22 protein-coding genes are annotated in these 20,886 nt (G+C 68.8%); 18 read left to right on the top strand and 4 right to left on the bottom strand.

Annotated elements, in window-relative coordinates; translation table 11 throughout:
• Positions 1-72 precede the first annotated feature (72 nt).
• The 15 genes from prmC (at position 73) to ACWD4G_RS23475 (ending at position 13,995) form a co-directional block, all read left to right on the top strand.
• Positions 73-912, top strand: a complete 840-nt coding sequence (prmC, locus tag ACWD4G_RS23545; RefSeq protein WP_451296660.1) for a peptide chain release factor N(5)-glutamine methyltransferase — start codon at positions 73-75, stop codon at positions 910-912.
• A 68-nt stretch (positions 913-980) separates the two neighbouring features.
• Complete coding sequence (locus ACWD4G_RS23540) at positions 981-1,628, top strand: L-threonylcarbamoyladenylate synthase (protein ID WP_451296411.1); 648 nt, start codon at positions 981-983, stop codon at positions 1,626-1,628.
• Positions 1,625-2,299 carry an arsenate reductase/protein-tyrosine-phosphatase family protein gene (locus ACWD4G_RS23535; protein WP_451296409.1) on the top strand — a complete coding sequence of 225 codons (675 nt, stop codon included), beginning with the start codon at positions 1,625-1,627 and terminating at the stop codon, positions 2,297-2,299. The genes ACWD4G_RS23540 and ACWD4G_RS23535 overlap by 4 nt, the downstream gene beginning before the upstream one ends.
• A 249-nt stretch (positions 2,300-2,548) precedes the next feature.
• On the top strand, positions 2,549-3,787 hold the full coding sequence (locus ACWD4G_RS23530; protein WP_451296407.1) for a serine hydroxymethyltransferase: 1,239 nt from the start codon (positions 2,549-2,551) through the stop codon (positions 3,785-3,787).
• Positions 3,788-3,916: 129 nt separating this feature from the next.
• Positions 3,917-5,209 carry an MraY family glycosyltransferase gene (locus ACWD4G_RS23525; protein WP_451296405.1) on the top strand — a complete coding sequence of 431 codons (1,293 nt, stop codon included), beginning with the start codon at positions 3,917-3,919 and terminating at the stop codon, positions 5,207-5,209.
• Positions 5,210-5,613: 404 nt separating this feature from the next.
• Positions 5,614-6,051, top strand: coding sequence for a hypothetical protein (locus tag ACWD4G_RS23520; protein WP_451296403.1), 438 nt, complete (start codon positions 5,614-5,616; stop codon positions 6,049-6,051).
• Positions 6,052-6,276: 225 nt separating this feature from the next.
• A complete protein-coding gene (gene atpB / locus ACWD4G_RS23515; protein WP_451296401.1) occupies positions 6,277-7,104 on the top strand; it encodes a F0F1 ATP synthase subunit A in 828 nt (275 codons plus the stop codon).
• A gap of 75 nt (positions 7,105-7,179) precedes the next feature.
• On the top strand, positions 7,180-7,410 hold the full coding sequence (atpE, locus tag ACWD4G_RS23510; RefSeq protein WP_007384721.1) for an ATP synthase F0 subunit C: 231 nt from the start codon (positions 7,180-7,182) through the stop codon (positions 7,408-7,410).
• 41 nt (positions 7,411-7,451) lie between these two features.
• A complete protein-coding gene (locus tag ACWD4G_RS23505) occupies positions 7,452-7,994 on the top strand; it encodes a F0F1 ATP synthase subunit B (protein WP_451296399.1) in 543 nt (180 codons plus the stop codon).
• On the top strand, positions 7,991-8,812 hold the full coding sequence (locus tag ACWD4G_RS23500; protein ID WP_451296397.1) for a F0F1 ATP synthase subunit delta: 822 nt from the start codon (positions 7,991-7,993) through the stop codon (positions 8,810-8,812). Before ACWD4G_RS23505 ends, ACWD4G_RS23500 begins: the two co-directional genes overlap by 4 nt.
• A gap of 119 nt (positions 8,813-8,931) precedes the next feature.
• Positions 8,932-10,530, top strand: a complete 1,599-nt coding sequence (gene atpA / locus ACWD4G_RS23495; RefSeq protein ID WP_451296396.1) for a F0F1 ATP synthase subunit alpha — start codon at positions 8,932-8,934, stop codon at positions 10,528-10,530.
• Positions 10,531-10,551: 21 nt separating this feature from the next.
• Positions 10,552-11,469: a F0F1 ATP synthase subunit gamma gene (locus tag ACWD4G_RS23490; protein ID WP_451296394.1), complete on the top strand. Its 918-nt coding sequence runs from the start codon at positions 10,552-10,554 to the stop codon at positions 11,467-11,469.
• Positions 11,469-12,905, top strand: coding sequence for a F0F1 ATP synthase subunit beta (atpD, locus tag ACWD4G_RS23485; protein ID WP_451296392.1), 1,437 nt, complete (start codon positions 11,469-11,471; stop codon positions 12,903-12,905). Before ACWD4G_RS23490 ends, atpD begins: the two co-directional genes overlap by 1 nt.
• Positions 12,906-13,031: 126 nt before the next feature.
• Positions 13,032-13,406 (top strand): F0F1 ATP synthase subunit epsilon, encoded by a 375-nt coding sequence (locus ACWD4G_RS23480; RefSeq protein WP_451296390.1) that lies wholly within the window; start codon positions 13,032-13,034, stop codon positions 13,404-13,406.
• A gap of 133 nt (positions 13,407-13,539) precedes the next feature.
• Positions 13,540-13,995, top strand: a complete 456-nt coding sequence (locus ACWD4G_RS23475; RefSeq protein WP_451296388.1) for a DUF2550 domain-containing protein — start codon at positions 13,540-13,542, stop codon at positions 13,993-13,995.
• 67 nt (positions 13,996-14,062) lie between these two features.
• On the opposite strand, the gene ACWD4G_RS23470 is transcribed toward ACWD4G_RS23475, so the two are convergent.
• From ACWD4G_RS23470 to ACWD4G_RS23460, 3 genes are all read right to left on the bottom strand, one after another.
• Positions 14,063-15,895, bottom strand: a complete 1,833-nt coding sequence (locus ACWD4G_RS23470; RefSeq protein ID WP_451296386.1) for a glycosyl hydrolase family 18 protein — start codon at positions 15,893-15,895, stop codon at positions 14,063-14,065.
• A gap of 151 nt (positions 15,896-16,046) precedes the next feature.
• Positions 16,047-16,688 (bottom strand): response regulator, encoded by a 642-nt coding sequence (locus ACWD4G_RS23465; RefSeq protein ID WP_451296384.1) that lies wholly within the window; start codon positions 16,686-16,688, stop codon positions 16,047-16,049.
• Positions 16,689-16,716: 28 nt separating this feature from the next.
• Positions 16,717-17,913, bottom strand: coding sequence for a sensor histidine kinase (locus tag ACWD4G_RS23460; RefSeq protein ID WP_451296382.1), 1,197 nt, complete (start codon positions 17,911-17,913; stop codon positions 16,717-16,719).
• 153 nt (positions 17,914-18,066) lie between these two features.
• Here ACWD4G_RS23460 and ACWD4G_RS23455 point away from each other — a divergent pair, with 153 nt between their 5' ends.
• On the top strand, positions 18,067-18,642 hold the full coding sequence (locus ACWD4G_RS23455; protein WP_451296381.1) for a hypothetical protein: 576 nt from the start codon (positions 18,067-18,069) through the stop codon (positions 18,640-18,642).
• 6 nt (positions 18,643-18,648) lie between these two features.
• Here the strand turns inward: ACWD4G_RS23455 and ACWD4G_RS23450 are convergent, their stop codons facing one another.
• Positions 18,649-19,221, bottom strand: a complete 573-nt coding sequence (locus tag ACWD4G_RS23450; RefSeq protein ID WP_451296379.1) for a cob(I)yrinic acid a,c-diamide adenosyltransferase — start codon at positions 19,219-19,221, stop codon at positions 18,649-18,651.
• Between the two features lie 177 nt (positions 19,222-19,398).
• Between ACWD4G_RS23450 and ACWD4G_RS23445 the strand changes: the two genes are divergently transcribed.
• Together ACWD4G_RS23445 and ACWD4G_RS23440 are read left to right on the top strand one after the other, a co-directional pair.
• Complete coding sequence (locus tag ACWD4G_RS23445) at positions 19,399-20,247, top strand: 3-hydroxyacyl-CoA dehydrogenase family protein (RefSeq protein ID WP_451296377.1); 849 nt, start codon at positions 19,399-19,401, stop codon at positions 20,245-20,247.
• A 175-nt stretch (positions 20,248-20,422) separates the two neighbouring features.
• Positions 20,423-20,746 carry an STAS domain-containing protein gene (locus tag ACWD4G_RS23440; RefSeq protein WP_451296375.1) on the top strand — a complete coding sequence of 108 codons (324 nt, stop codon included), beginning with the start codon at positions 20,423-20,425 and terminating at the stop codon, positions 20,744-20,746.
• Positions 20,747-20,886 lie beyond the last annotated feature (140 nt).

The following is a 20,886-nucleotide window of genomic DNA, read 5'->3' as shown; positions in this document are numbered from 1 at the left end:
ACCACGTACGAGTACGACCGGAGGACTTGCGTGCAGCGATCCATTGGGGGGCGACCCCCAAGCCCCCGAAGTCTGCTGCTCGCTGAGGTAGCTCAAGCCACCCAGCGGCTCGCCGACGCCGGCGTGCCCTCGCCGCGCAATGACGCGGAGGAGCTCGCCGCCTTCGTGCACGGCGTCAAGCGGGGCGCGCTGCACTCCGTGAAGGACTCCGACTTCGACGCCCGCTACTGGGAGGTCATCGCCCGCCGCGAGCAGCGCGAGCCGCTGCAGCACATCACCGGGCGGGCCTACTTCCGGTATCTCGAACTGCAGGTCGGGCCAGGGGTGTTCGTGCCCCGGCCGGAGACCGAGTCCGTGGTCGGGTGGGCCATAGACGCCGTACGCGCGATGGACGTCGTCGAGCCCTGCATCGTCGACCTGTGCACCGGCTCCGGCGCCATCGCGCTCGCCCTCGCCCAGGAGGTACCGCGTTCGCGCGTGCACGCCGTGGAGCTGTCCGAGGACGCCCTGGTGTGGACCCGGAAGAACGTGGCGGGATCGAGGGTCGATCTGCGCCAGGGCAACGCCCTGCACGCCTTCCACGACCTCGACGGCCAGGTCGACCTGGTCATCTCCAACCCGCCCTACATCCCGCTCACCGAGTGGGAGTACGTGGCCCCGGAGGCCCGCGACTACGATCCCGAACTCGCCCTGTTCTCGGGGGAGGACGGCCTCGAACTGATCCGCGGCCTCGAACGCACCGCGCATCGGCTCCTGCGCCCCGGAGGTGTCGTCGTCGTCGAGCACGCCGACACCCAGGGCGGCCAGGTGCCCTGGATCTTCACCGAGGAGCGGGGCTGGGCCGACGCGGCCGACCACCCGGACCTCAACAACCGGCCGCGGTTCGCGACCGCCCGCAAGGCGCTGCCATGACAGCCGACTTCGTGATGGGCGACCACGGTTCTGTCACCTTTTACGTACTTGAGCAGGAGGCCCGTTAGATGGCACGGCGATACGACACCAACGACGCGACCGACCGCGCCACCGGTCTGCGCGAGGCCGCGTCCGCCGTCCGCCGGGGCGAGCTCGTGGTGCTGCCGACGGACACCGTGTACGGCATCGGCGCCGACGCCTTCACCTCGGAGGCCGTCGCCGATCTGCTGGAGGCCAAGGGCCGGGGCCGCAATATGCCCACGCCCGTCCTCATCGGCTCCCCGAACACCCTGCACGGCCTGGTCACCGACTTCTCCGAGATGGCCTGGGAGCTCGTCGACGCGTTCTGGCCGGGCGCCCTGACCCTCGTCGCCAAGCACCAGCCGTCCCTCCAGTGGGACCTCGGCGACTCCCGGGGCACGGTCGCCGTGCGGATGCCGCTGCACCCCGTCGCCATCGAACTGCTCACCGAGGTCGGCCCCATGGCCGTCTCCTCGGCGAACCTCACCGGGCACCCGGCGCCGGAGAACTGCGACGCCGCCGAGGCCATGCTCGGCGACTCCGTCTCCGTCTACCTCGACGGCGGCCCGACCCCCGGCAATGTGCCGTCCTCCATCGTCGACGTCACGGGCAAGGTGCCGGTGCTGCTGCGCGCCGGGGCCCTGTCCGCAGAGGAGCTGCGGAAGGTCGTACCCGACCTTGAGGTGGCCAATTGACGTCACCCGACGCGGGGCGTGGCATATGGGATGCGGAAGAGACGCGGACGTTCACCGGGCTGCCGCGTGACAGCTTCCGCATCCTCCATGTCAGCACCGGCAATGTGTGCCGCTCGCCGATCACCGAGCGGCTGACCCGGCATGCCCTCGCGGACCGGCTCGGCGGCGACCCGCTGTGGGGCGGGCTGATCGTCGAGAGCGCGGGGACGTGGGGGCACGAGGGGGCGCCCATGGAGGCCAACGCGGAGGCCGTCCTCGCCGACTTCGGGGCGGACGCCTCCGGGTTCATGGGCCGTGAACTGCTGGACGAGCATGTGATCATGGCCGACCTCGTGCTGACCGCCACCCGTGACCACCGGGCCCAGGTCATCTCGATGGGGCACTCCGCCGGGCTGCGCACCTTCACCCTGAAGGAGTTCACCCGTCTCGTACGGGCGATCGACCCCACGACCCTGCCTCCGCTGGAGGAGGGCATGGTCGTCCGCGCGCGTGCGCTGGTCAGGGCCGCGGCGGCTCTACGCGGGTGGCTTCTCGCCCCCGACGCGGAGGCGGACGAGGTGTACGACCCGTACGGGGCGCCGCTGCCGTTCTTCCGGTCGGTGGGGGACGAGATACATCAGGCGCTCGATCCGGTGGTGACGGCGCTGACGGGGGTGCCTGCTCGGGCGTAGGTGCAGCTGGCCGGGGTGGGGAAGGCGCCCGGCGCTGAGGGCTGTGCCCACCCTCCCCCACGCTCGGCTTCTCCCCCAGTGCCTTAAGGGCCTGGGAGGTACCCCCAGCGCGGGAGGTGCCCCCATCGCCCTGCGGAACGATTGCCCACAGCAGTTGCCGCAGCGGGCGAAGGCGTCGTATCGCGGGCGCCTCAGGTGGTGTCGGCCTACATTGGACTCACGTCTTCGTCGGCGCCCCCGGAGTCAGCCATGTCGGTCAGTCCTGTTCTTGAGGCGGATGTCCTGCGGCGGCAGGACCCTGAGCTGGCCGAGGTGCTGCTGGGGGAGGCGGCACGGCAGGCGAGTACGTTGCAGCTGATCGCGGCGGAGAACTTCACCTCGCCCGCCGTGCTGGCCGCGCTCGGCTCGCCGCTCGCCAACAAGTACGCGGAGGGGTATCCGGGGAACCGGTACCACGGGGGCTGCGAGATCGTCGATGTGGCGGAGCGGCTGGCCGTCGAGCGGGCCAAGGCGCTGTTCGGGGCCGAGCACGCCAACGTACAGGCGCACTCGGGGTCTTCGGCCGTGCTGGCCGCGTACGCCGCGCTGCTGCGGCCCGGTGACACCGTGCTGGCGATGGGGCTGCACTTCGGGGGGCACCTCACGCACGGGTCGCCCGCGAACTTCTCCGGGCGGTGGTTCGACTTCGTGGGGTACGGCGTCGAGGCCGAGTCGGGGCTCATCGATCACGAGCAGGTCCGGACCCTCGCCCGTACGCGCCGGCCCAAGGCCATCGTCTGCGGGTCCATCTCCTATCCCCGGCACATCGACTACGCCTTCTTCCGGGAGGTCGCCGACGAGGTCGGGGCCTATCTCATCGCCGACGCCGCCCATCCCATGGGGCTCGTCGCCGGGGGAGCGGCGCCCAACCCGGTGCCGTACGCCGACATCGTCTGCGCCACCACGCACAAGGTGCTGCGCGGGCCGCGCGGCGGGCTGCTGCTGTGCGGGAGCGAGTTGGCGGAGCGGGTGGACCGGGCGGTGTTCCCGTTCACACAGGGCGGGGCGCAGATGCACACCATCGCCGCGAAGGCCGTCGCGTTCGGGGAGGCGGCAACACCGGCGTTCACGGCGTACGCCCATCAGGTGGTCGCCAACGCGCGCGTGCTGGCGGAGGGACTGGCCCGGGAGGGGCTCTCCGTCGTCACCGGCGGTACGGACACCCATCTGCTCGTCGTCGATCCCGCGCCACTCGGCGTCGACGGACGGACCGCGCGCGGACGGCTGGCCGCCGCCGGGATCGTGCTGGACTGCTGCGCCCTTCCGCACGGCGACGCCCGTGGGCTTCGGCTCGGTACGGCCGCGCTGACCACGCAGGGCATGGGCGAGACGGAGATGACCCGGCTCGCCGCGCTGTTCGCGAGGGCGCTGCGGGACGGCGACGACGGCCGGCGGGCGCGTGAAGAAGTGCGGGATCTGGCCGGAAGATTTCCGCCGTATCGGCAGTGAGGTGGGGTACTCGCCCCACACCGCACAGCATCACGTGCAACCATCGTCGCTACCCGGAAGTCCCCAACCATATGCGCGCATCGCTAGGGTGTGGGGCTGTGATGGCCAGCGAGACCTGTGGGGAAGCCCGTGCGTGAATACCTGCTGACGCTCTGCATCACGGCCGCGGTGACGTACCTGCTGACAGGCCCGGTACGGAAGTTCGCGATCGTGGCCGGAGCCATGCCGGAGATCCGTGCCCGGGACGTCCACCGTGAACCGACGCCGCGACTCGGCGGCATCGCGATGTTCTTCGGACTGTGCTCCGGACTGCTGGTCGCCGACCATCTGACCAACCTCGGCAAGGTGTTCGCCGACTCGAACGAGCCACGCGCGCTGCTCTCCGGGGCCGCGCTGATCTGGCTGATCGGTGTGCTGGACGACAAGTTCGAGATCGACGCCCTGATCAAGCTCGGCGGCCAGATGATCGCCGCGGGCGTCATGGTCATGCAGGGTCTGACGATCCTGTGGCTGCCCATCCCCAGCGTCGGCATCGTCGCGCTGACCCAGTGGCAGGGCACCCTGCTCACAGTCGCCCTGGTCGTCATCACCATCAACGCGGTGAACTTCGTCGACGGCCTCGACGGTCTCGCGGCCGGCATGGTCTGCATCGCCTCGGGCGCGTTCTTCATGTACGCCTACCGCCTCTGGTACAGCTACGGCATCGAGGCCGCCGCCCCCGCGACGCTGTTCGCGGCCGTGCTGATGGGGATGTGCCTGGGCTTCCTGCCGCACAACATGCATCCGGCGCGGATCTTCATGGGCGACTCCGGCTCGATGCTGATCGGCCTGGTGCTGGCGGCCGGCGCGATCTCGGTCACCGGGCAGGTCGACCCGGACGTGATGGGCCTGTACGGCTCGGAGCGCAGCACGGTCTACGCGATGGTGCCGGTCTACATCCCGCTGCTGATGCCGTTGACCATCATCGCGATCCCGGCGGCCGACCTGATCCTCGCGATCGTGCGCCGCACCTGGCGCGGCCAGTCCCCGTTCGCCGCCGACCGGGGCCATCTGCACCACCGGCTGCTGGAGGTCGGGCACTCGCACAGCCGGGCGGTGCTGATCATGTACTTCTGGTCGGCGGTCATCGCCTTCGGCACCCTCGCCTACACCGTGAACGCGGCGTCCATGTGGATCGTCCTCGCCATCGCCATGCTCAGCGGAGTGGGCCTCTTCCTGCTGCTGCTGCCCCGCTTCACGCCTCGCGCCCCCCGCTGGGCCGAGTCCTTCGTCCCGCCGCGCTACCGCCGCCGCAAGGTCGCCCCCACCGCCGAGACGCCCCTCGCCGCCTCCCCCGACTGGACCCCGTCCCTCAACGGCGCCACCGCGATCGGCGGGCGCACCAAGGAGGAGGAGCCGAGCCCGGCGGGAGCCCGGCGCTGAGGGGGCGCCCGTAGAACTTGGAAGGCCCCGTGCGACGTATCGCACGGGGCCTTCTCGCATCCGTCGTGCGGGCGGAGGCGGGGGCTCCGCGCTGACGGCAAGGTAAGAATCTGACTAACACTTTGCCGATCGCATGCAAGAGCGTGGGGGAGCAAAGCGGGCTTATACCAGACAAGTCGGCACTGTTTTTGCACAGACGGGCGGGTTCACTCTCATGTGTGATGCCGAGCACACCATTCAGGTAAAGACCTCATCAAATAGTTTGTGATACGGTTCACGAGAACCCCGGACGCAGCCGAACGACCGCAGTGCGACGGTCGACCGGCGTGAGATTTCCGCTCGGCCCCGGGGTCTACGCTCGTCCATGACGACACCCTGCCCCCTTAGCAAGCGGAGTTGCCGCCATGCCGTCCCATGACGCCCGGATTCTCCTTCAGGCCGCCGTACCCACGGCCGCCGCCGGCGCCGTCGCCGCTGTCATCAGCGGCGTGGTCGTCGGAGGCAAGGGGGCCATCGGCGCCGTTGTCGCGGCGGTGATCACCATCCTCTTCATGGGAATCGGGCTCTACGTTCTGCAGCGCACCGCCAAATCGCTTCCTCACCTGTTCCAGGCGATGGGCCTGATGCTCTACGCGGCACAGATCCTGCTGCTGTTCATCTTCATGGCCGCGTTCAAGAACACCACGCTGTTCCACCCCCGGGCCTTCGCGTTCACGCTCGTCGGCACCACCCTCGTGTGGATCGTCTTCCAGACGCGTGCCCACATGAAGGCCAAGATCCTCTACGTCGAACCCGATTCCTCCACGGGCAACCAGCCCGAAAAATCGGGGCACTCGTCGTGAGGAGTAGGGCCGGGATAAGTGTCCGCAGGAGATCCTGCTATCGTCCGGTGCCAACTGCGGCATCGCGGGCGCGGGCAATCGAGCTGACGCCTGCCCAGTTGCGAGGCTCGATGCCCCACAGCCGCCCTCACATCCGTATCACCAGTCCAGTGCCGACCCGCGGCTGCGCGCCGCGCCGACACAACGAGGTTGCCGTACCCATGCGCCACGCTGAAGGAGCCCGCGGTGAGTGCTGACCCGACGCAGGTGCTCGCCTTCGAGACCGACTGCCACATCTTCGACGGGTGTGGCTTCGCCGAGGTTTCTCCCGGCCTGCACTCGTTCCTGTTCCAGCCCCTGTGGGGCCACCAGGACGATGCCGTCTACTTCAACAAGACGATGCTGCTGGCGCTGCTCGGCTCGATCATCATCGTCGGGTTCTTCTGGGCCGCCTTCCGCAAGCCGCAGGTCGTGCCCGGCAAGCTCCAGATGGTCGCCGAGGCCGGCTACGACTTCATCCGGCGCGGTGTCGTCTACGAGACCATCGGCCGCAAGGAAGGCGAGAAGTACGTCCCGCTCGTCGTCTCGCTCTTCTTCTTCATCTGGATGATGAACCTCTGGTCGATCGTTCCGCTCGCCCAGTTCCCGGTCACGGCGATCATTTCGTACCCCGCGGTCCTCGCGGGCATCGTCTACATCACGTGGGTGGTCCTCACCTTCAAGCGACAGGGCTTCGTCGGCTTCTTCAAGAACGTCACGGGCTACGACAAGTCGCTCGGCGCGGTGCTGCCGCTGTCGATGCTGATCGAGTTCTTCTCGAACATCCTGATCCGGCCCTTCACCCACGCCGTCCGACTCTTCGCGAACATGTTCGCCGGTCACACCCTGCTGCTGCTCTTCACGATCGCCAGCTGGTACCTGCTGAACAGCTTCGGCATCGCCTACGCGGGCGTCTCTTTCATCATGGTCATCGTCATGACCGCCTTCGAGCTGTTCGTCCAGGCCCTGCAGGCATATGTCTTCGTCCTGCTGACCTGCACCTACATTCAGGGCGCTCTCGCCGAGCACCACTGATCAGGCGCCTCACCGACCCCCCAACTCGTCCGGTGGCCAACCCCCACCGGTCCGTAAAGTAAAGGAAGAACTGGCATGTCTACGACCCTTGCTGCTGTCGAAGGCTCCCTCGGCTCCATCGGTTACGGCCTCGCCGCGATCGGCCCCGGCGTCGGCGTCGGCATCATCTTCGGTAACGGCACCCAGGCCCTGGCCCGTCAGCCCGAGGCCGCCGGCCTGATCCGTGCCAACCAGATCCTCGGCTTCGCCTTCTGTGAGGCGCTCGCCCTGATCGGTCTGGTCATGCCGTTCGTCTACGGCTACTGATCACCGACACCAGTCAAGCCGACTAGACGAAAGGCACTCACATGAGCCAGCTGCTCATCGCGGCGAGCGAGGGAGAGAACCCCCTCGTTCCGCCGATCCCTGAGCTTGTCATCGGCCTGCTCGCCTTCGTCATCGTCTTCGGCTTCCTCGCCAAGAAGCTCCTCCCGAACATCAACAAGGTTCTGGAAGAGCGCCGCGAGGCCATCGAGGGCGGTATCGAGAAGGCCGAGGCCGCTCAAACCGAGGCCCAGAGCGTTCTTGAGCAGTACAAGGCTCAGCTCGCCGAGGCCCGGCACGAGGCCGCGCGACTGCGCCAGGAGGCGCAGGAGCAGGGTGCCGCGCTCATCGCCGAGATGCGGGCCGAAGGCCAGCGGCAGCGCGAGGAGATCATCGCCGCCGGACACGCGCAGCTCGACGCCGACCGCAAGGCCGCCGCGTCCGCGCTGCGCCAGGACGTCGGCAAGCTCGCCACCGACCTGGCCGGCAAGCTCGTCGGCGAGTCCCTGGAGGACCACGCCCGGCAGAGCCGCGTGATCGACCGCTTCCTCGATGACCTTGAGGAGAAGGCCGAGGCGACTCGATGACGGCGCACGGAGCGAGCCGCGAGGCCGCTGCCGCCGCAACCGAGCGACTCGACGCGCTGACGGACGCCACGTCCGTGGACGCGGGGCGGCTCGCCGACGAACTGGCCGCCGTCACCGCGCTGCTCGACCGCGAGGTGTCGCTGCGTCGGGTCCTCACCGACCCGGCGCAGGCCGGCGAGGCCAAGGCCGATCTGGCCGGACGCATCCTCGGCGGCCAGATCGGCGGGGAGACCGCGGACCTGGTGGCCGGCCTGGTGCGCTCCCGCTGGTCGCAGTCCCGGGACCTGGTGGACGTGCTGGAGGAGCTGGCGAACCTCGCCGACCTCACCGCCGCGCAGCGAGCGGGCACGCTCGACGACGTCGAGGACGAGCTGTTCCGGTTTGGCCGGATCGTCTCCTCCAACACCGAGCTGCGGGCCGCGCTGACCGACCGCGCCGCCGGCACCACCGCCAAGGGCGAGCTGCTGCGCAGCCTGCTCGGCGGCCGTGCCAAGGCCACCACCGAGCGCCTGGTGACGCGCCTCGTCACCGCGCCGCGTGGACGTAGCCTGGAGTCGGGACTTGAGTCTCTGTCCAAGCTCGCCGCCGAGCGTCGCAACCGCATGGTCGCCGTCGTCACCTCGGCGGTCCCGCTGAGCGACACGCAGAAGCAGCGCCTCGGCGCGGCCCTCGCGAAGCTCTACGGCCGCCAGATGCACCTCAACCTCGATGTCGACCCCGAGGTCGTCGGCGGGATTCGGGTGCAGGTCGGGGACGAGCTGATCAACGGCTCGATCGCGGACCGACTTGAGGACGCCGGCCGCCGCCTGGCGAGCTGACCAACTTCACAAGCAGTACGTACGGACGGCCCGGTTGGGCCGTGCAGAAGAATCCTGGGGGTCGCCCCCAGACCCCCAAAGTGAAACTTCGGGCCCAACAAGGAGAGCAGGGAACCCAGATGGCGGAGCTCACGATCCGGCCGGAGGAGATCCGGGACGCGCTGGAGAACTTCGTCCAGTCGTACAAGCCGGACGCGGCCTCGCGCGAGGAGGTCGGTACGGTCACCCTTGCCGGCGACGGCATCGCGAAGGTCGAGGGTCTTCCCTCGGCCATGGCCAACGAACTGCTGAAGTTCGAGGACGGCACCCTCGGCCTCGCGCTCAACCTGGAAGAGCGCGAGATCGGCGCCATCGTCCTCGGTGAGTTCAGCGGCATCGAGGAGGGTCAGCCGGTCTCCCGTACCGGCGAGGTCCTGTCGGTCGCCGTGGGCGAGGGCTACCTCGGCCGCGTCGTCGACCCGCTCGGCAACCCGATCGACGGCCTCGGCGAGATCGAGACCACCGGTCGCCGCGCCCTCGAACTGCAGGCCCCCACGGTCATGCAGCGCAAGTCGGTGCACGAGCCGATGGAGACCGGCTACAAGGCCGTCGACGCGATGACCCCGATCGGCCGTGGTCAGCGTCAGCTGGTCATCGGTGACCGCCAGACCGGCAAGACCGCGCTGTGCGTCGACACGATCATCAACCAGCGCGACAACTGGCGCTCGGGCGACGTGAACAAGCAGGTCCGCTGCATCTACGTCGCCATCGGCCAGAAGGGCTCGACCATCGCGTCGGTCCGCCGTGCGCTGGAGGAGAACGGCGCACTGGAGTACACGACCATCGTCGCCGCCCCGGCGTCCGACCCGGCCGGCTTCAAGTACCTGGCGCCGTACACCGGTTCGGCCATCGGCCAGCAGTGGATGTACGAGGGCAAGCACGTCCTCATCATCTTCGACGACCTCTCGAAGCAGGCCGACGCCTACCGCGCCGTGTCCCTGCTGCTGCGCCGCCCGCCGGGCCGTGAGGCCTACCCGGGTGACGTCTTCTACCTGCACTCCCGTCTGCTGGAGCGCTGCGCGAAGCTCTCCGACGACATGGGCAAGGGCTCGATGACCGGTCTGCCGATCGTCGAGACCAAGGCCAACGACGTCTCGGCGTTCATCCCGACCAACGTCATCTCCATCACCGACGGCCAGTGCTTCCTGGAGTCGGACCTCTTCAACGCCGGTCAGCGTCCCGCGCTGAACGTCGGTATCTCCGTCTCCCGAGTCGGTGGTTCCGCCCAGCACAAGGCGATGAAGCAGGTCTCGGGCCGTCTGCGCGTGGACCTCGCCCAGTTCCGTGAGCTGGAGGCGTTCGCCGCCTTCGGTTCCGACCTGGACGCCGCGTCGAAGGCGCAGCTGGAGCGCGGTCAGCGCATGGTCGAGCTGCTGAAGCAGGCCCAGTACGAGCCGATGTCCACCGAGGACCAGGTCGTCTCCGTGTGGGCCGGCACCACCGGCAAGATGGACGACGTCCCGGTCGCCGACATCCGCCGCTTCGAGAAGGAGCTGCTTGAGTACCTGCACCGCAAGGAGCAGGGCCTCATGACCTCCATCAAGGAGGGCGGCAAGATGTCCGACGACACGCTGACGGCCGTGGCCGACGCGATCGCCGACTTCAAGAAGCAGTTCGAGACCGCGGACGGCAAGCTGCTCGGCGAGGACGCTCCGGCGGCCGTCAACGTCTCCAAGTGACGTAAGGAAGGGACCTGACTCATGGGAGCTCAGCTCCGGGTCTACAAGCGTCGCATCCGATCCGTCACCGCGACCAAGAAGATCACCAAGGCGATGGAGATGATCGCCGCCTCGCGCGTCGTCAAGGCGCAGCGCAAGGTGGCGGCCTCCACGCCGTACGCGACCGAGCTGACGCGCGCGGTCACGGCGGTGGGCACTGGTTCCAACACCAAGCACCCGCTGACCACGCAGGCCGAGACGGTCACGCGTTCCGCAGTGCTGCTGCTGACGAGTGACCGCGGTCTCGCCGGTGCCTTCAACTCCAACGCCATCAAGGCCGCGGAGCAGCTGACGGCACGCCTTGAGGCCGAGGGCAAGCAGGTCGACACGTACATCGTCGGCCGGCGCGGTGTCGCCCACTACAACTTCCGTGAGCGCAAGATCACGGAGCAGTGGACGGGCTTCACCGACGAGCCCTCCTACGCGGACGCCAAGAAGGTCGCGGCCCCGCTGATCGAGGCCATCGAGAAGGACACGGCGGACGGCGGCGTGGATGAACTCCACATCGTCTACACCGAGTTCGTCTCGATGATGACGCAGCAGGCGCTCGACGCCCGGCTGCTGCCGCTCAGCCTCGAAGAGGTCGCGGAGGAGTCGTCCACCAAGGGCGAGATCCTCCCGCTGTTCGACTTCGAGCCGTCGGCGGAGGACGTCCTCGACGCCCTGCTGCCGCGCTACGTCGAGAGCCGTATCTACAACGCGCTGCTGCAGTCGGCCGCTTCCAAGCACGCCGCCACCCGCCGCGCGATGAAGTCGGCCACCGACAACGCCGGGGAACTGATCAACAACCTTTCCCGGCTTGCCAACGCGGCCCGCCAGGCCGAAATCACCCAGGAAATCAGCGAGATCGTCGGTGGCTCCGCAGCCCTTGCCGACGCGACCGCGGGGAGTGACAAGTAATGACGACGACTTCTGAGACGGCCGTTGCCACGGGCCGCGTCGCCCGGGTCATCGGCCCGGTCGTCGACGTGGAGTTCCCCGTCGACGCGATGCCCGACATCTACAACGCCCTGCACGTCGAGGTCTCCGACCCGGCCAAGGAGGGCGAGAAGAAGACGCTGACCCTGGAGGTCGCCCAGCACCTGGGTGACGGTCTGGTCCGCGCCATCTCCATGCAGCCCACCGACGGTCTGGTCCGCCAGGCCCCGGTCGTCAACACCGGCACCTCCATCACCGTGCCGGTCGGCGACTTCACCAAGGGCAAGGTGTTCAACACCCTCGGTGAGGTGCTGAACGTCGACGAGACCTACGACGGCGAGCGCTGGGGCATCCACCGCAAGGCGCCGAACTTCGACGAGCTTGAGTCGAAGACCGAGATGTTCGAGACCGGCGTCAAGGTCATCGACCTTCTCACCCCGTACGTCAAGGGTGGAAAGATCGGTCTGTTCGGTGGTGCCGGCGTCGGCAAGACGGTGCTCATCCAGGAGATGATCTACCGCGTCGCCAACAACCACGACGGTGTGTCGGTGTTCGCCGGCGTCGGTGAGCGCACCCGTGAGGGCAACGACCTCATCGACGAGATGAGCGAGTCGGGCGTCATCGACAAGACCGCCCTGGTCTTCGGTCAGATGGACGAGCCCCCGGGCACCCGTCTGCGCGTGGCCCTCGCCGGTCTGACCATGGCGGAGTACTTCCGCGATGTGCAGAAGCAGGACGTGCTGTTCTTCATCGACAACATCTTCCGCTTCACCCAGGCCGGTTCCGAGGTGTCGACCCTGCTCGGCCGTATGCCCTCCGCGGTGGGCTACCAGCCGAACCTGGCCGACGAGATGGGTCTCCTCCAGGAGCGCATCACCTCGACCCGTGGTCACTCGATCACCTCGATGCAGGCGATCTACGTCCCTGCGGACGACCTGACCGACCCGGCCCCGGCCACCACCTTCGCCCACCTCGACGCGACGACGGTTCTCTCCCGTCCGATCTCCGAGAAGGGCATCTACCCGGCCGTGGACCCGCTGGACTCGACGTCCCGCATCCTCGACCCGCGGTACATCGCGGCGGACCACTACAACGCCGCGATGCGCGTGAAGAACATCCTGCAGAAGTACAAGGACCTGCAGGACATCATCGCGATCCTCGGTATCGACGAGCTCGGCGAGGAGGACAAGCTCGTCGTCCACCGTGCCCGTCGCGTGGAGCGCTTCCTGTCCCAGAACACCCACGTCGCCAAGCAGTTCACCGGCGTCGACGGGTCGGACGTGCCGCTGGAGGAGTCGATCACCGCGTTCAACGCGATCATCGACGGCGAGTACGACCACTTCCCGGAGCAGGCGTTCTTCATGTGCGGTGGTCTTGAGGACCTGAAGAAGAACGCGAAGGAGCTGGGCGTCAGCTGACGCTGTCGCTCTTGAGCCGTGTGCTCTTGCTGAGGGGGCGGGGGTCGTCCCGCCCCCTCATCCACGCCTACTAGACTTGAACCCAACACCCGGCGGAGGCGCCGGGTGGTGACCCGAGGAGCCACCTTGGCTGCTGAGCTGCACGTCGCGCTGGTCGCGGCCGACCGAGAGGTCTGGTCGGGCCAGGCCACCCTGGTCGTCGCGCGCACCACGTCCGGCGACATCGGCGTCATGCCCGGTCACCAGCCGCTGCTCGGTGTGCTGGAGTCGGGCCCGGTGACCATCCGTACGAGCGAGGGCGGCACGATCGTCGTCGCCGTGCACGGCGGTTTCATCTCGTTCGCGGACAACAAGCTGTCCCTGCTGGCCGAGGTCGCCGAGCTGGCCGACGAGATCGACGTCCAGCGCGTCGAGCGGGAGCTGGAGCAGGCGAAGGCGGAGGGCGACGCCGCCGCCGAGCGCCGCGCCGATGTCCGACTGCGTACGGTGGCGGCGCGCTGAGCCCGCTCACCGTGTGATGCTGTATCTCAGCCGCGGCTGGGTCCGGATGTATTCATCCCGACCCAGCCGCGGCTGAGGCAAATGTGGGTGTTTTTTACGTTCCATTACCTAGGAGACGAGGAGGTCGGTGTCGATGGTCCTCGCTCTGGCTGTGTGCGGATCGGCGATCGCGCTCGTGGTGGTGGGACTCTTCGTCTTCGGTCTGCGCCGCAGACTCATCCAGCGCTCCGGCGGTACGTTCGACTGCAGCCTCCGCTGGAACGCCCCGGAGAAACCCGAGAAGGGCGACGAGAACGGCAAGGGCTGGGGCTATGGCGTCGCCCGCTACAACGGCGACCGCATCGAGTGGTACCGCGTCTTCTCGTACTCGCCCCGCCCCCGCCGGGTCCTTGAGCGCTCGGCGATCGAGGTGGCCGGCCGTCGTACCCCGGAGGGCGAGGAGGAGCTGGCCCTGCTCTCCGATGCCGTGATCCTCGCGTGTCTGCACCGGGGGAGCCGTCTTGAGCTGGCGATGAGCGAGGACGCGCTGACCGGTTTCCTCGCGTGGCTTGAGGCAGCCCCGCCCGGACAGCGAGTGAATGTGGCGTAGCCACATTCACTCGCTGGGTGGGGGTCCCCCGGACGAAGTCTGGGGGAGCGTCAACGTTGCCTGATGTCTAGCCGAGCCCGTTGCTGATCGCGGTCACCAGCTCTCCACTGCTGGTGTCGCCGCTGAACTCCCAGAAGAACGCGCCGCCCAGGCCCTGGTTCCTGGCCCAGGTCATCTTTCCGGCGATCGTCGACGGGGTGTCGTACGACCACCACTGGGTGCCGCAGTGCGCGTACGCCGTGCCCGCGACGGTGCCGGTGGCGGGGCAGGAGTTCTTGAGCACCTTGTAGTCCTCGATGCCCGCCTCGTACGTGCCCGGTGCCGCGCCGGTCGCCGTGCCGCCGGGGGCGGACTGGGTGACTCCGGTCCAGCCCCGGCCGTAGAAGCCGATGCCGAGCAGCAGCTTGGCGGACGGGACGCCCTTCGCCTTCAGCTTGGCGATGGCGTCGGCGGAGTTGAAGCCGGCGGTCGGGATGCCGGAGTACGAGGTCAGCGGGGAGTGCGGGGCGGTCGGACCGGTCGAGGCCCAGGCGCCGAAGTAGTCGTACGTCATCACGTTGTACCAGTCGACGGAGGCCGAGGCCCCGCCGTAGTCGGCCGCGTCGATCTTGCCGCCGGAGGAGCCGTCGGCGGTGATCGCGGCGGTGACCAGGTAGTCCGAGCCGAACTCGGTGCGCAGGGCCGACATCAGGTTCCTGAAGGCCGCCGGGCCCGAGGTGTCGCAGGTCAGACCGCAGGCGTTGGGGTACTCCCAGTCGATGTCGATGCCGTCGAAGACATCCGCCCAGCGCGGGTCCTCCACCACGGCCTTGCAGGACTGGGCGAACGCGGCCGGGTTCTGCGCGGCCTGGCCGAAGCCGCCGGAGTAGGTCCAGCCGCCGAAGGAGTACAGCACCTTGATGTGCGGGTACTTCGCCTTGAGCTGGCGGAGCTGGTTGAAGTTGCCGCGCAGCGGCTGGTCCCAGGTGTCGGCGACCCCGCTGACGGACTGGTCGGCGGTGTACGCCTTGTCGTACGCGGCGTAGGTGTCGTCCACGGTGCACTGACCGTTCTTGACGTTGCCGAACGCGTAGTTGATATGGGTGATCTTCGACGCGGAGCCCGAGGTCACCAGGTTCTTGACATGGAAGTCGCGGCCGTAGACGCCCCACTCGGTGAAGTAGCCGAGGTTGACCTTGGCGGCGGGGTTCGGGTCGGTGCCGCCGCCGGTGGTCCGTACGGAGACGGCGCCGCTCGCGGGGCCGGTCTGGTCGGCGGTGTCGCGGGCCTGGACGGTGTACGAGTAGTCGGTGCCGGCGGTCAGACCGGTGTCCGTGTACGAGGTGGAGGTCACCGTGGCGACCTTGGTGCCGCCGCGCAGGACGTCGTAGTCCTTGACGCCGTTGTCGTCGGTGGCCGCCGACCAGCTGAGTTTCACCGAGGTGTCGGTGATGTCCGAGGCGGTCGGGGTGCCGGGCGCGGAGGGTGCCGCGTCACCGGGGACGGAGGGACCGCCGTCACAGCTGCCGCCGTTCAGCTCGCAGTTCGAAGGGGAGCCTGAGCCGCTCCCGTTGAAACCGAAGGAGACGGAGGCACCGGGGGCGAGGGTGCCGTTCCAGGACTTGTTCTTGGCGGTCCAGTGGGTGCCGGAGGAGGTGACATCGGCGTCCCAGGCCGAGGTGACGGACGTCCCGGAGGGGAAGTCCCACTCGACGGTCCAGGAGCCGATGGTGGTGGTGCCGGTGTTCTTCACCGTCCACTTGCCTTCGAAGCCGGAGCCCCAGTCCTGGGTCTTGGTGTAGGTGGCGGTAGCCGATGAAGACGCGGCGGCGGCTTGGGTGGGGGAGGCGAGTCCGGCGAGGCCCGCGAAGGGGAGCAGCAGGGTGGCGAACCCGGCCGCCGCTCTGTGCCTGAAGCGCATGTGCGCCTCCTTGGGGAGATGTGGGGTGGGCATGAGCGATCGTGGGCATGACATGCCACGGTGTGGGTGAGAATAGAAAGGTCTGGACCATAGGTCAATGGGTCTGGACCACTTGCCGAGGAATGGCCGGCCGAAGGGCGGCCGGAAGTGGTCAGACGTCCAACTCCTGTGCCAGCACGGCCGCTTGGACCCGGCTGCGCAGATCCAGCTTCCCCAGCAGACGGCTGACATGGGTCTTCACCGTCGCCTCGGCCATGTCCAGCCGCCCGGCGATCTCCGCGTTCGACAGGCCCTCCCCGATACAGGACAGCACCTGCCGCTCGCGCCGGGTGAGGGAATCCAGTACGGCCGGGTCGGCCGTCGGCTCGCGCACCGGCTTCGCCGCGAACTCGGCGATCAGCCGCCGGGTGACCGCCGGGGCGATCAGACCCTCACCGCGCCCCACCGTCCGTACGGCCTCGATCAGATCGTGGGCGTCGGTGTTCTTCAGCAGGAACCCGGCGGCGCCCGCCCGTAGCGCGCCGAACACATACTCGTCGAGGTCGAAGGTGGTCAGCACGAGGACATCGGCCAGTCCCTCGCCGACGATCTGCCGGGTCGCCGACACCCCGTCCAGACGCGGCATCTGAACATCCATCAGCACCAGATCGGGCCGCAGCTCCCGGGCCAGCGCCACCGCCCGCTCGCCGTCGGCCGCCTCACCGACCACCTCGACGTCCGGCGCGCTGCGCAGGATGAGGACGATCCCGGCCCGTACGGCGGACTGGTCCTCGGCGACGAGCACACGGATCATGCGGGTTCTCCTTCGACGAGCACACGGTTCACGCGGGTTCTCCTTCGGTGACGGGGAGGGTGGCGCGTACGGCCCAGATCTTGCCCTCGGCGGACGCCGGGGCTGTCGCGGGACCCGCCTCGAAGGTGCCGCCCAGCAGGGCGACCCGCTCGCGCATCCCGACCAGCCCGGCGCCCGAGCCGGGGGCGCTCGGGCCGTCGCGGTCGCCGTACGGGCTGGTCACGGCGATGTCGAGGGAACCGTCCAACTGTCGCAGGACCACCGTGACCCGGCCGGGGCAGGCGTGCTTGAGGGCGTTGGTCAGGGACTCCTGGACGATCCGGTACGCGGCCAGCCCGACCGGGGCGGGGAGGGTGTCGGCGTGCTCGGCGTCGAGGGTGACGTCGAGGCCGTTCGTGCGGGCGTTCTCGACGAGGGAGCCGAGGCCGTCGAGCGTGGGCGCGGCGGACGGCTCGGTGTCCTCGCTCGTGTCCCGCAGGATGCCGATCAGCCGCCGCATCTCGGCGAGCCCCTCGACGCTGTTCTCCCGGATGACCTTCAGGGCCTGCCAGGTGGTCTCCGGCTTGTCGAGGGAGAGCGCGGCCGTGGAGTGGATCGCGATCGCCGAGAGGTGGTTGGCGACCATGTCGTGCAACTCCCGTGCCATCCGGGCGCGTTCGGCGGTCACGGCCTGGGTGCGGTCCATCTCCGCCAGCAGGGCGGTCTGTTCGGCGCGCAGCCTCGCCGCTTCGGCGGCGTCGCGGTGGTTGCGGACGATCCAGCCGGTGATGGCCGGCATGAAGGCGACCAGTCCGGTGATCACGCCGATCAGCAGCGCCTCGGGCGTCCGCCAGAACGCGAAGGGTACGACGGTGCTCGCCACGGTGAGCAGCCCCGTGATCCACGGGACCCGGCGGGCCGTGGTGGGCGGGCCGTACACCACGGCCGCGTACACCAGGTCCGTGAACATGATCACGGTGGCCAGGTTGCCCCGGGTCATCACGTCCACGGCCACCGCGGTCGTGCCGAGCAGCAGCGCGGTGCGCGGCAGGGTGCGGCGGACCGTCTCGCAGCCGGCCGTCACCACGAGCGGCGGCAGAATCCATCCGGGGCCGTGGAGCAGCACGCTCGGGTCGTCGGGCCCCCGGTTGCCGAGACCCACGCCCCACAGCAGCAGACCCCCGAGCAGTCCGGCGAGCGCGGCGCACAGGTCGAAGCGGTTCGGGCGGGGCAGTCGTACGGCCATGCCTCACATCCAACACGGGGCGGGCCCTCGCCGCCTGATCCCCGGGAACGGTCCCGGACTGCATCTTTCGATGTACCGCGACTTCGTCACCGCCGACGACGCGTCGGGCGTCCGGCGTCGGGAGCCTGGAAGGGTGACCGAAAGGAGCGAACCGTGATCGTCGCGTTGATCATCGCCTGCGAGGTCGGCTTCTGGGTACTGCTGGCGCTGGCCCTGGCCGTCCGCTATCTGCTGAAGCGGCGCCGGACCAGTGTGGTGCTCCTCCTGTGCGAGCCCGTGCTGGAACTGGTGCTCTTCGTGGTGACCGCGATCGACCTCAAGAGCGGCGCCGAGCCGAGCTGGGAACACGGGCTCGCCGCCCTCTACATCGGCTTCACCGTGGGCTACGGCCACTACATGATCAGCTGGCTGGACGGCCATGCCGCGCATCGCCTGGCCGGCGCCCCGCCCCCGCCGAAGCCGCCGAAGTACGGCATGGCGCGGGCCGCGTACGAGGGCAGGCTGTGGCTTCGCACGGTGGCCGCCGCGGCCGTGGCCCTGGCCCTGCTCCAGGGGGCCGTCTGGTACGTCGGCGACGACGGGAACGTCGACTCGCTGAGGTCGTTCCAATGGACGGCACTCAGGGCCGCCGGCATCCACGGGCTGGTCGCCCTCGCCTATCTGATCTGGCCGAAGCAGCGCCCGCCGAGCGAGCGGGACGCGGAGCGCGAGCCGGCGAAGCTCTTGTAGGGCGCGCTAGCGCTCGCCGCCCGGCACCCACAACACATCTCCGGCCTCCTTGTTCGCACTCCTCGCGAGGATGAACAGGAGGTCGGAGAGTCGGTTGAGGTAGGTGGCGGTGAGGGGGTTCATCGTCTCGCCGTGGACTTCGATGGCCGCCCACGTCGAGCGCTCCGCCCGCCGTACGACCGTGCAGGCCTGGTGCAGCAGGGCCGCACCCGGCGTACCACCCGGCAGAATGAAGGAACGGAGCTTCTCCAGCCGCTCGTTGAAGCGGTCGCAGTCCGCCTCCAGCCTGTCGACGTAGAACTGCTCCACCCGAAGGGGCGGGTACTCGGGGTTCTCCACGACCGGCGCGGACAGATCGGCGCCCACGTCGAACAGGTCGTTCTGCACCCGGACGAGCACCTTCACGATCTCCTCGTCCAGGGCGCCGAGCGCGATCGCCGTCCCGATCGCCGCGTTCGCCTCATTGGCGTCCGCGTACGCCGAGATCCGCAGATCCGTCTTGGGCACCCGGCTCATGTCCCCGAGGTTCGTGGTGCCCTTGTCGCCGGTCCTGGTGTAGATACGCGTCAGATTGACCATACGACCAGCGTAGTGAGGGCCCCCACCCACCGGAGGACCCGCTGCCGCGCCCCGCCGGTGTGATGTCCGTCAGTTGAGACGTGACTCGCGTTACTAAGCGGTCACACAACGCCTCACGAGCGCTAGTGTCCGCCGGAGAGGAAACACGTCAACAGCGCGTACCAGGGGAGTCGCACAGTGGCACGGAAGCTCGCCGTCATCGGAGCCGGGCTCATGGGGTCCGGTATCGCTCAGGTGTCCGCGCAGTCGGGCTGGGACGTCGTCCTGCGCGATGTCACCGACGAGGCGCTGGACCGTGGCATCGGCGGCATCCAGGCGTCGTACGACAAGTTCGTGAGCAAGGGCAAGCTGGACGCGGCGGACGCCGAGGCGGCGCTCGCGCGGATCACCGCCACCACCGACCTCGACGCCGTGGCCGACGCGGACATCGTCGTCGAGGCCGTGTTCGAGAAGCTGGAGGTCAAGCACGAGATCTTCCGGGCCCTCGACAAGCTCGTACGCGACGACGCCGTCCTCGCCTCGAACACCTCCGCCATCCCGATCACCAAGATCGCGGCGGTGACCGAGCGCCCCGAGCGGGTCGTCGGCACGCACTTCTTCTCCCCGGTGCCGATGATGCAGCTCTGCGAACTGGTCCGCGGCTACAAGACCAGCGACGAAACCCTCGCCACCGCACGGGAGTTCGCCGAGTCCGTCGGCAAGACCTGCATCGTCGTCAACCGCGATGTCGCCGGCTTTGTGACGACCCGTCTGATCTCGGCACTCGTCGTCGAGGCCGCCAAGCTCTACGAGTCGGGCGTCGCCACCGCCGAGGACATCGACCTCGCCTGCAAGTTGGGCTTCGGCCACGCCATGGGACCGCTGGCCACCGCCGATCTGACGGGCGTCGACATCCTGCTGCACGCCACGAGCAACATCTACACCGAGTCCCAGGACGAGAAGTTCGCCCCACCGGAGCTGATGCGCCGCATGGTCGACGCCGGTGACATCGGCCGCAAGAGCGGGCAGGGCTTCTACACCCACTGAGCGAGCCGCACGCGTCACTCCCGTCGCGTGTTCACGCATGCACCTCCAGGGCCTCACCCCTTGAGGTGAATTCGGTATCGGTTCGCTCACAGACGGCAACCTGGTGGTGTCGAACGCCGTCAGAGGTTGCATCACCCACATCACGGAGTACGAGACGCATCCACGGGGAGCGCTTATGTACATCAGGGGCGACCACGCCGAGCTGGTCGTCGGGGGCCGCCTCGACGTACGCAGCGCGGCGGACGCCCGTACGGTCCTGCACTCGGCCGTCGACGACGGAGCCGGCGACCTGGTGCTCGACCTGTCAGAGCTGGACTCCTGGGACGCCACCGGACTGGGCGTGATCATGGGAGCCCACCGGCGGGCGGGACGGTGCGGACGGCGGCTGGTGCTGCGCGGGGTCCCCCCGCAGATGCGGCGCCTCCTCGTGGCAACCCGCCTGCACCGCATCCTGGCGATCGAGGGCGGCATCGGGGTGGAGTCCTTGCCGAGGGTGTGAACGCGTGCGCGAGCCCACGCGTATCACCTGGGGGTGCGATCGCGCCCCGTAAGGGGCGCGGGGCTGTGACATCGTGCGGTCCGCCGCGATGGGGGTCCCCCCCCGCGCGAGCGCAGCCGAGCGTGAGGGAGCGAGCAACC

The organism is Streptomyces sp. NPDC002643, from assembly GCF_053592555.1.
The sequence above is the reverse complement of the archived record's forward strand: the minus strand, read 5'-3'. Positions and strand labels throughout refer to the sequence as shown.

Excerpts from the sequence above, each read along its gene's own strand:
- ACWD4G_RS23475 (WP_451296388.1), top strand. The coding sequence starts at position 13,540 with ATGGTCCTCGCTCTGGCTGTGTGCGGATCGGCGATCGCGCTCGTGGTG.
- ACWD4G_RS23450 (WP_451296379.1), bottom strand. The coding sequence starts at position 19,221 with ATGGTCAATCTGACGCGTATCTACACCAGGACCGGCGACAAGGGCACC.
- atpE (WP_007384721.1), top strand. The coding sequence starts at position 7,180 with ATGTCTACGACCCTTGCTGCTGTCGAAGGCTCCCTCGGCTCCATCGGT.
- atpA (WP_451296396.1), top strand. The coding sequence starts at position 8,932 with ATGGCGGAGCTCACGATCCGGCCGGAGGAGATCCGGGACGCGCTGGAG.
- ACWD4G_RS23490 (WP_451296394.1), top strand. The coding sequence starts at position 10,552 with ATGGGAGCTCAGCTCCGGGTCTACAAGCGTCGCATCCGATCCGTCACC.
- ACWD4G_RS23440 (WP_451296375.1), top strand. The coding sequence starts at position 20,423 with ATGTACATCAGGGGCGACCACGCCGAGCTGGTCGTCGGGGGCCGCCTC.
- ACWD4G_RS23505 (WP_451296399.1), top strand. The coding sequence starts at position 7,452 with ATGAGCCAGCTGCTCATCGCGGCGAGCGAGGGAGAGAACCCCCTCGTT.
- ACWD4G_RS23500 (WP_451296397.1), top strand. The coding sequence starts at position 7,991 with ATGACGGCGCACGGAGCGAGCCGCGAGGCCGCTGCCGCCGCAACCGAG.
- ACWD4G_RS23530 (WP_451296407.1), top strand. The coding sequence starts at position 2,549 with ATGTCGGTCAGTCCTGTTCTTGAGGCGGATGTCCTGCGGCGGCAGGAC.
- ACWD4G_RS23465 (WP_451296384.1), bottom strand. The coding sequence starts at position 16,688 with ATGATCCGTGTGCTCGTCGCCGAGGACCAGTCCGCCGTACGGGCCGGG.
- atpD (WP_451296392.1), top strand. The coding sequence starts at position 11,469 with ATGACGACGACTTCTGAGACGGCCGTTGCCACGGGCCGCGTCGCCCGG.
- ACWD4G_RS23460 (WP_451296382.1), bottom strand. The coding sequence starts at position 17,913 with ATGGCCGTACGACTGCCCCGCCCGAACCGCTTCGACCTGTGCGCCGCG.
- ACWD4G_RS23540 (WP_451296411.1), top strand. The coding sequence starts at position 981 with ATGGCACGGCGATACGACACCAACGACGCGACCGACCGCGCCACCGGT.
- ACWD4G_RS23520 (WP_451296403.1), top strand. The coding sequence starts at position 5,614 with ATGCCGTCCCATGACGCCCGGATTCTCCTTCAGGCCGCCGTACCCACG.
- ACWD4G_RS23470 (WP_451296386.1), bottom strand. The coding sequence starts at position 15,895 with ATGCGCTTCAGGCACAGAGCGGCGGCCGGGTTCGCCACCCTGCTGCTC.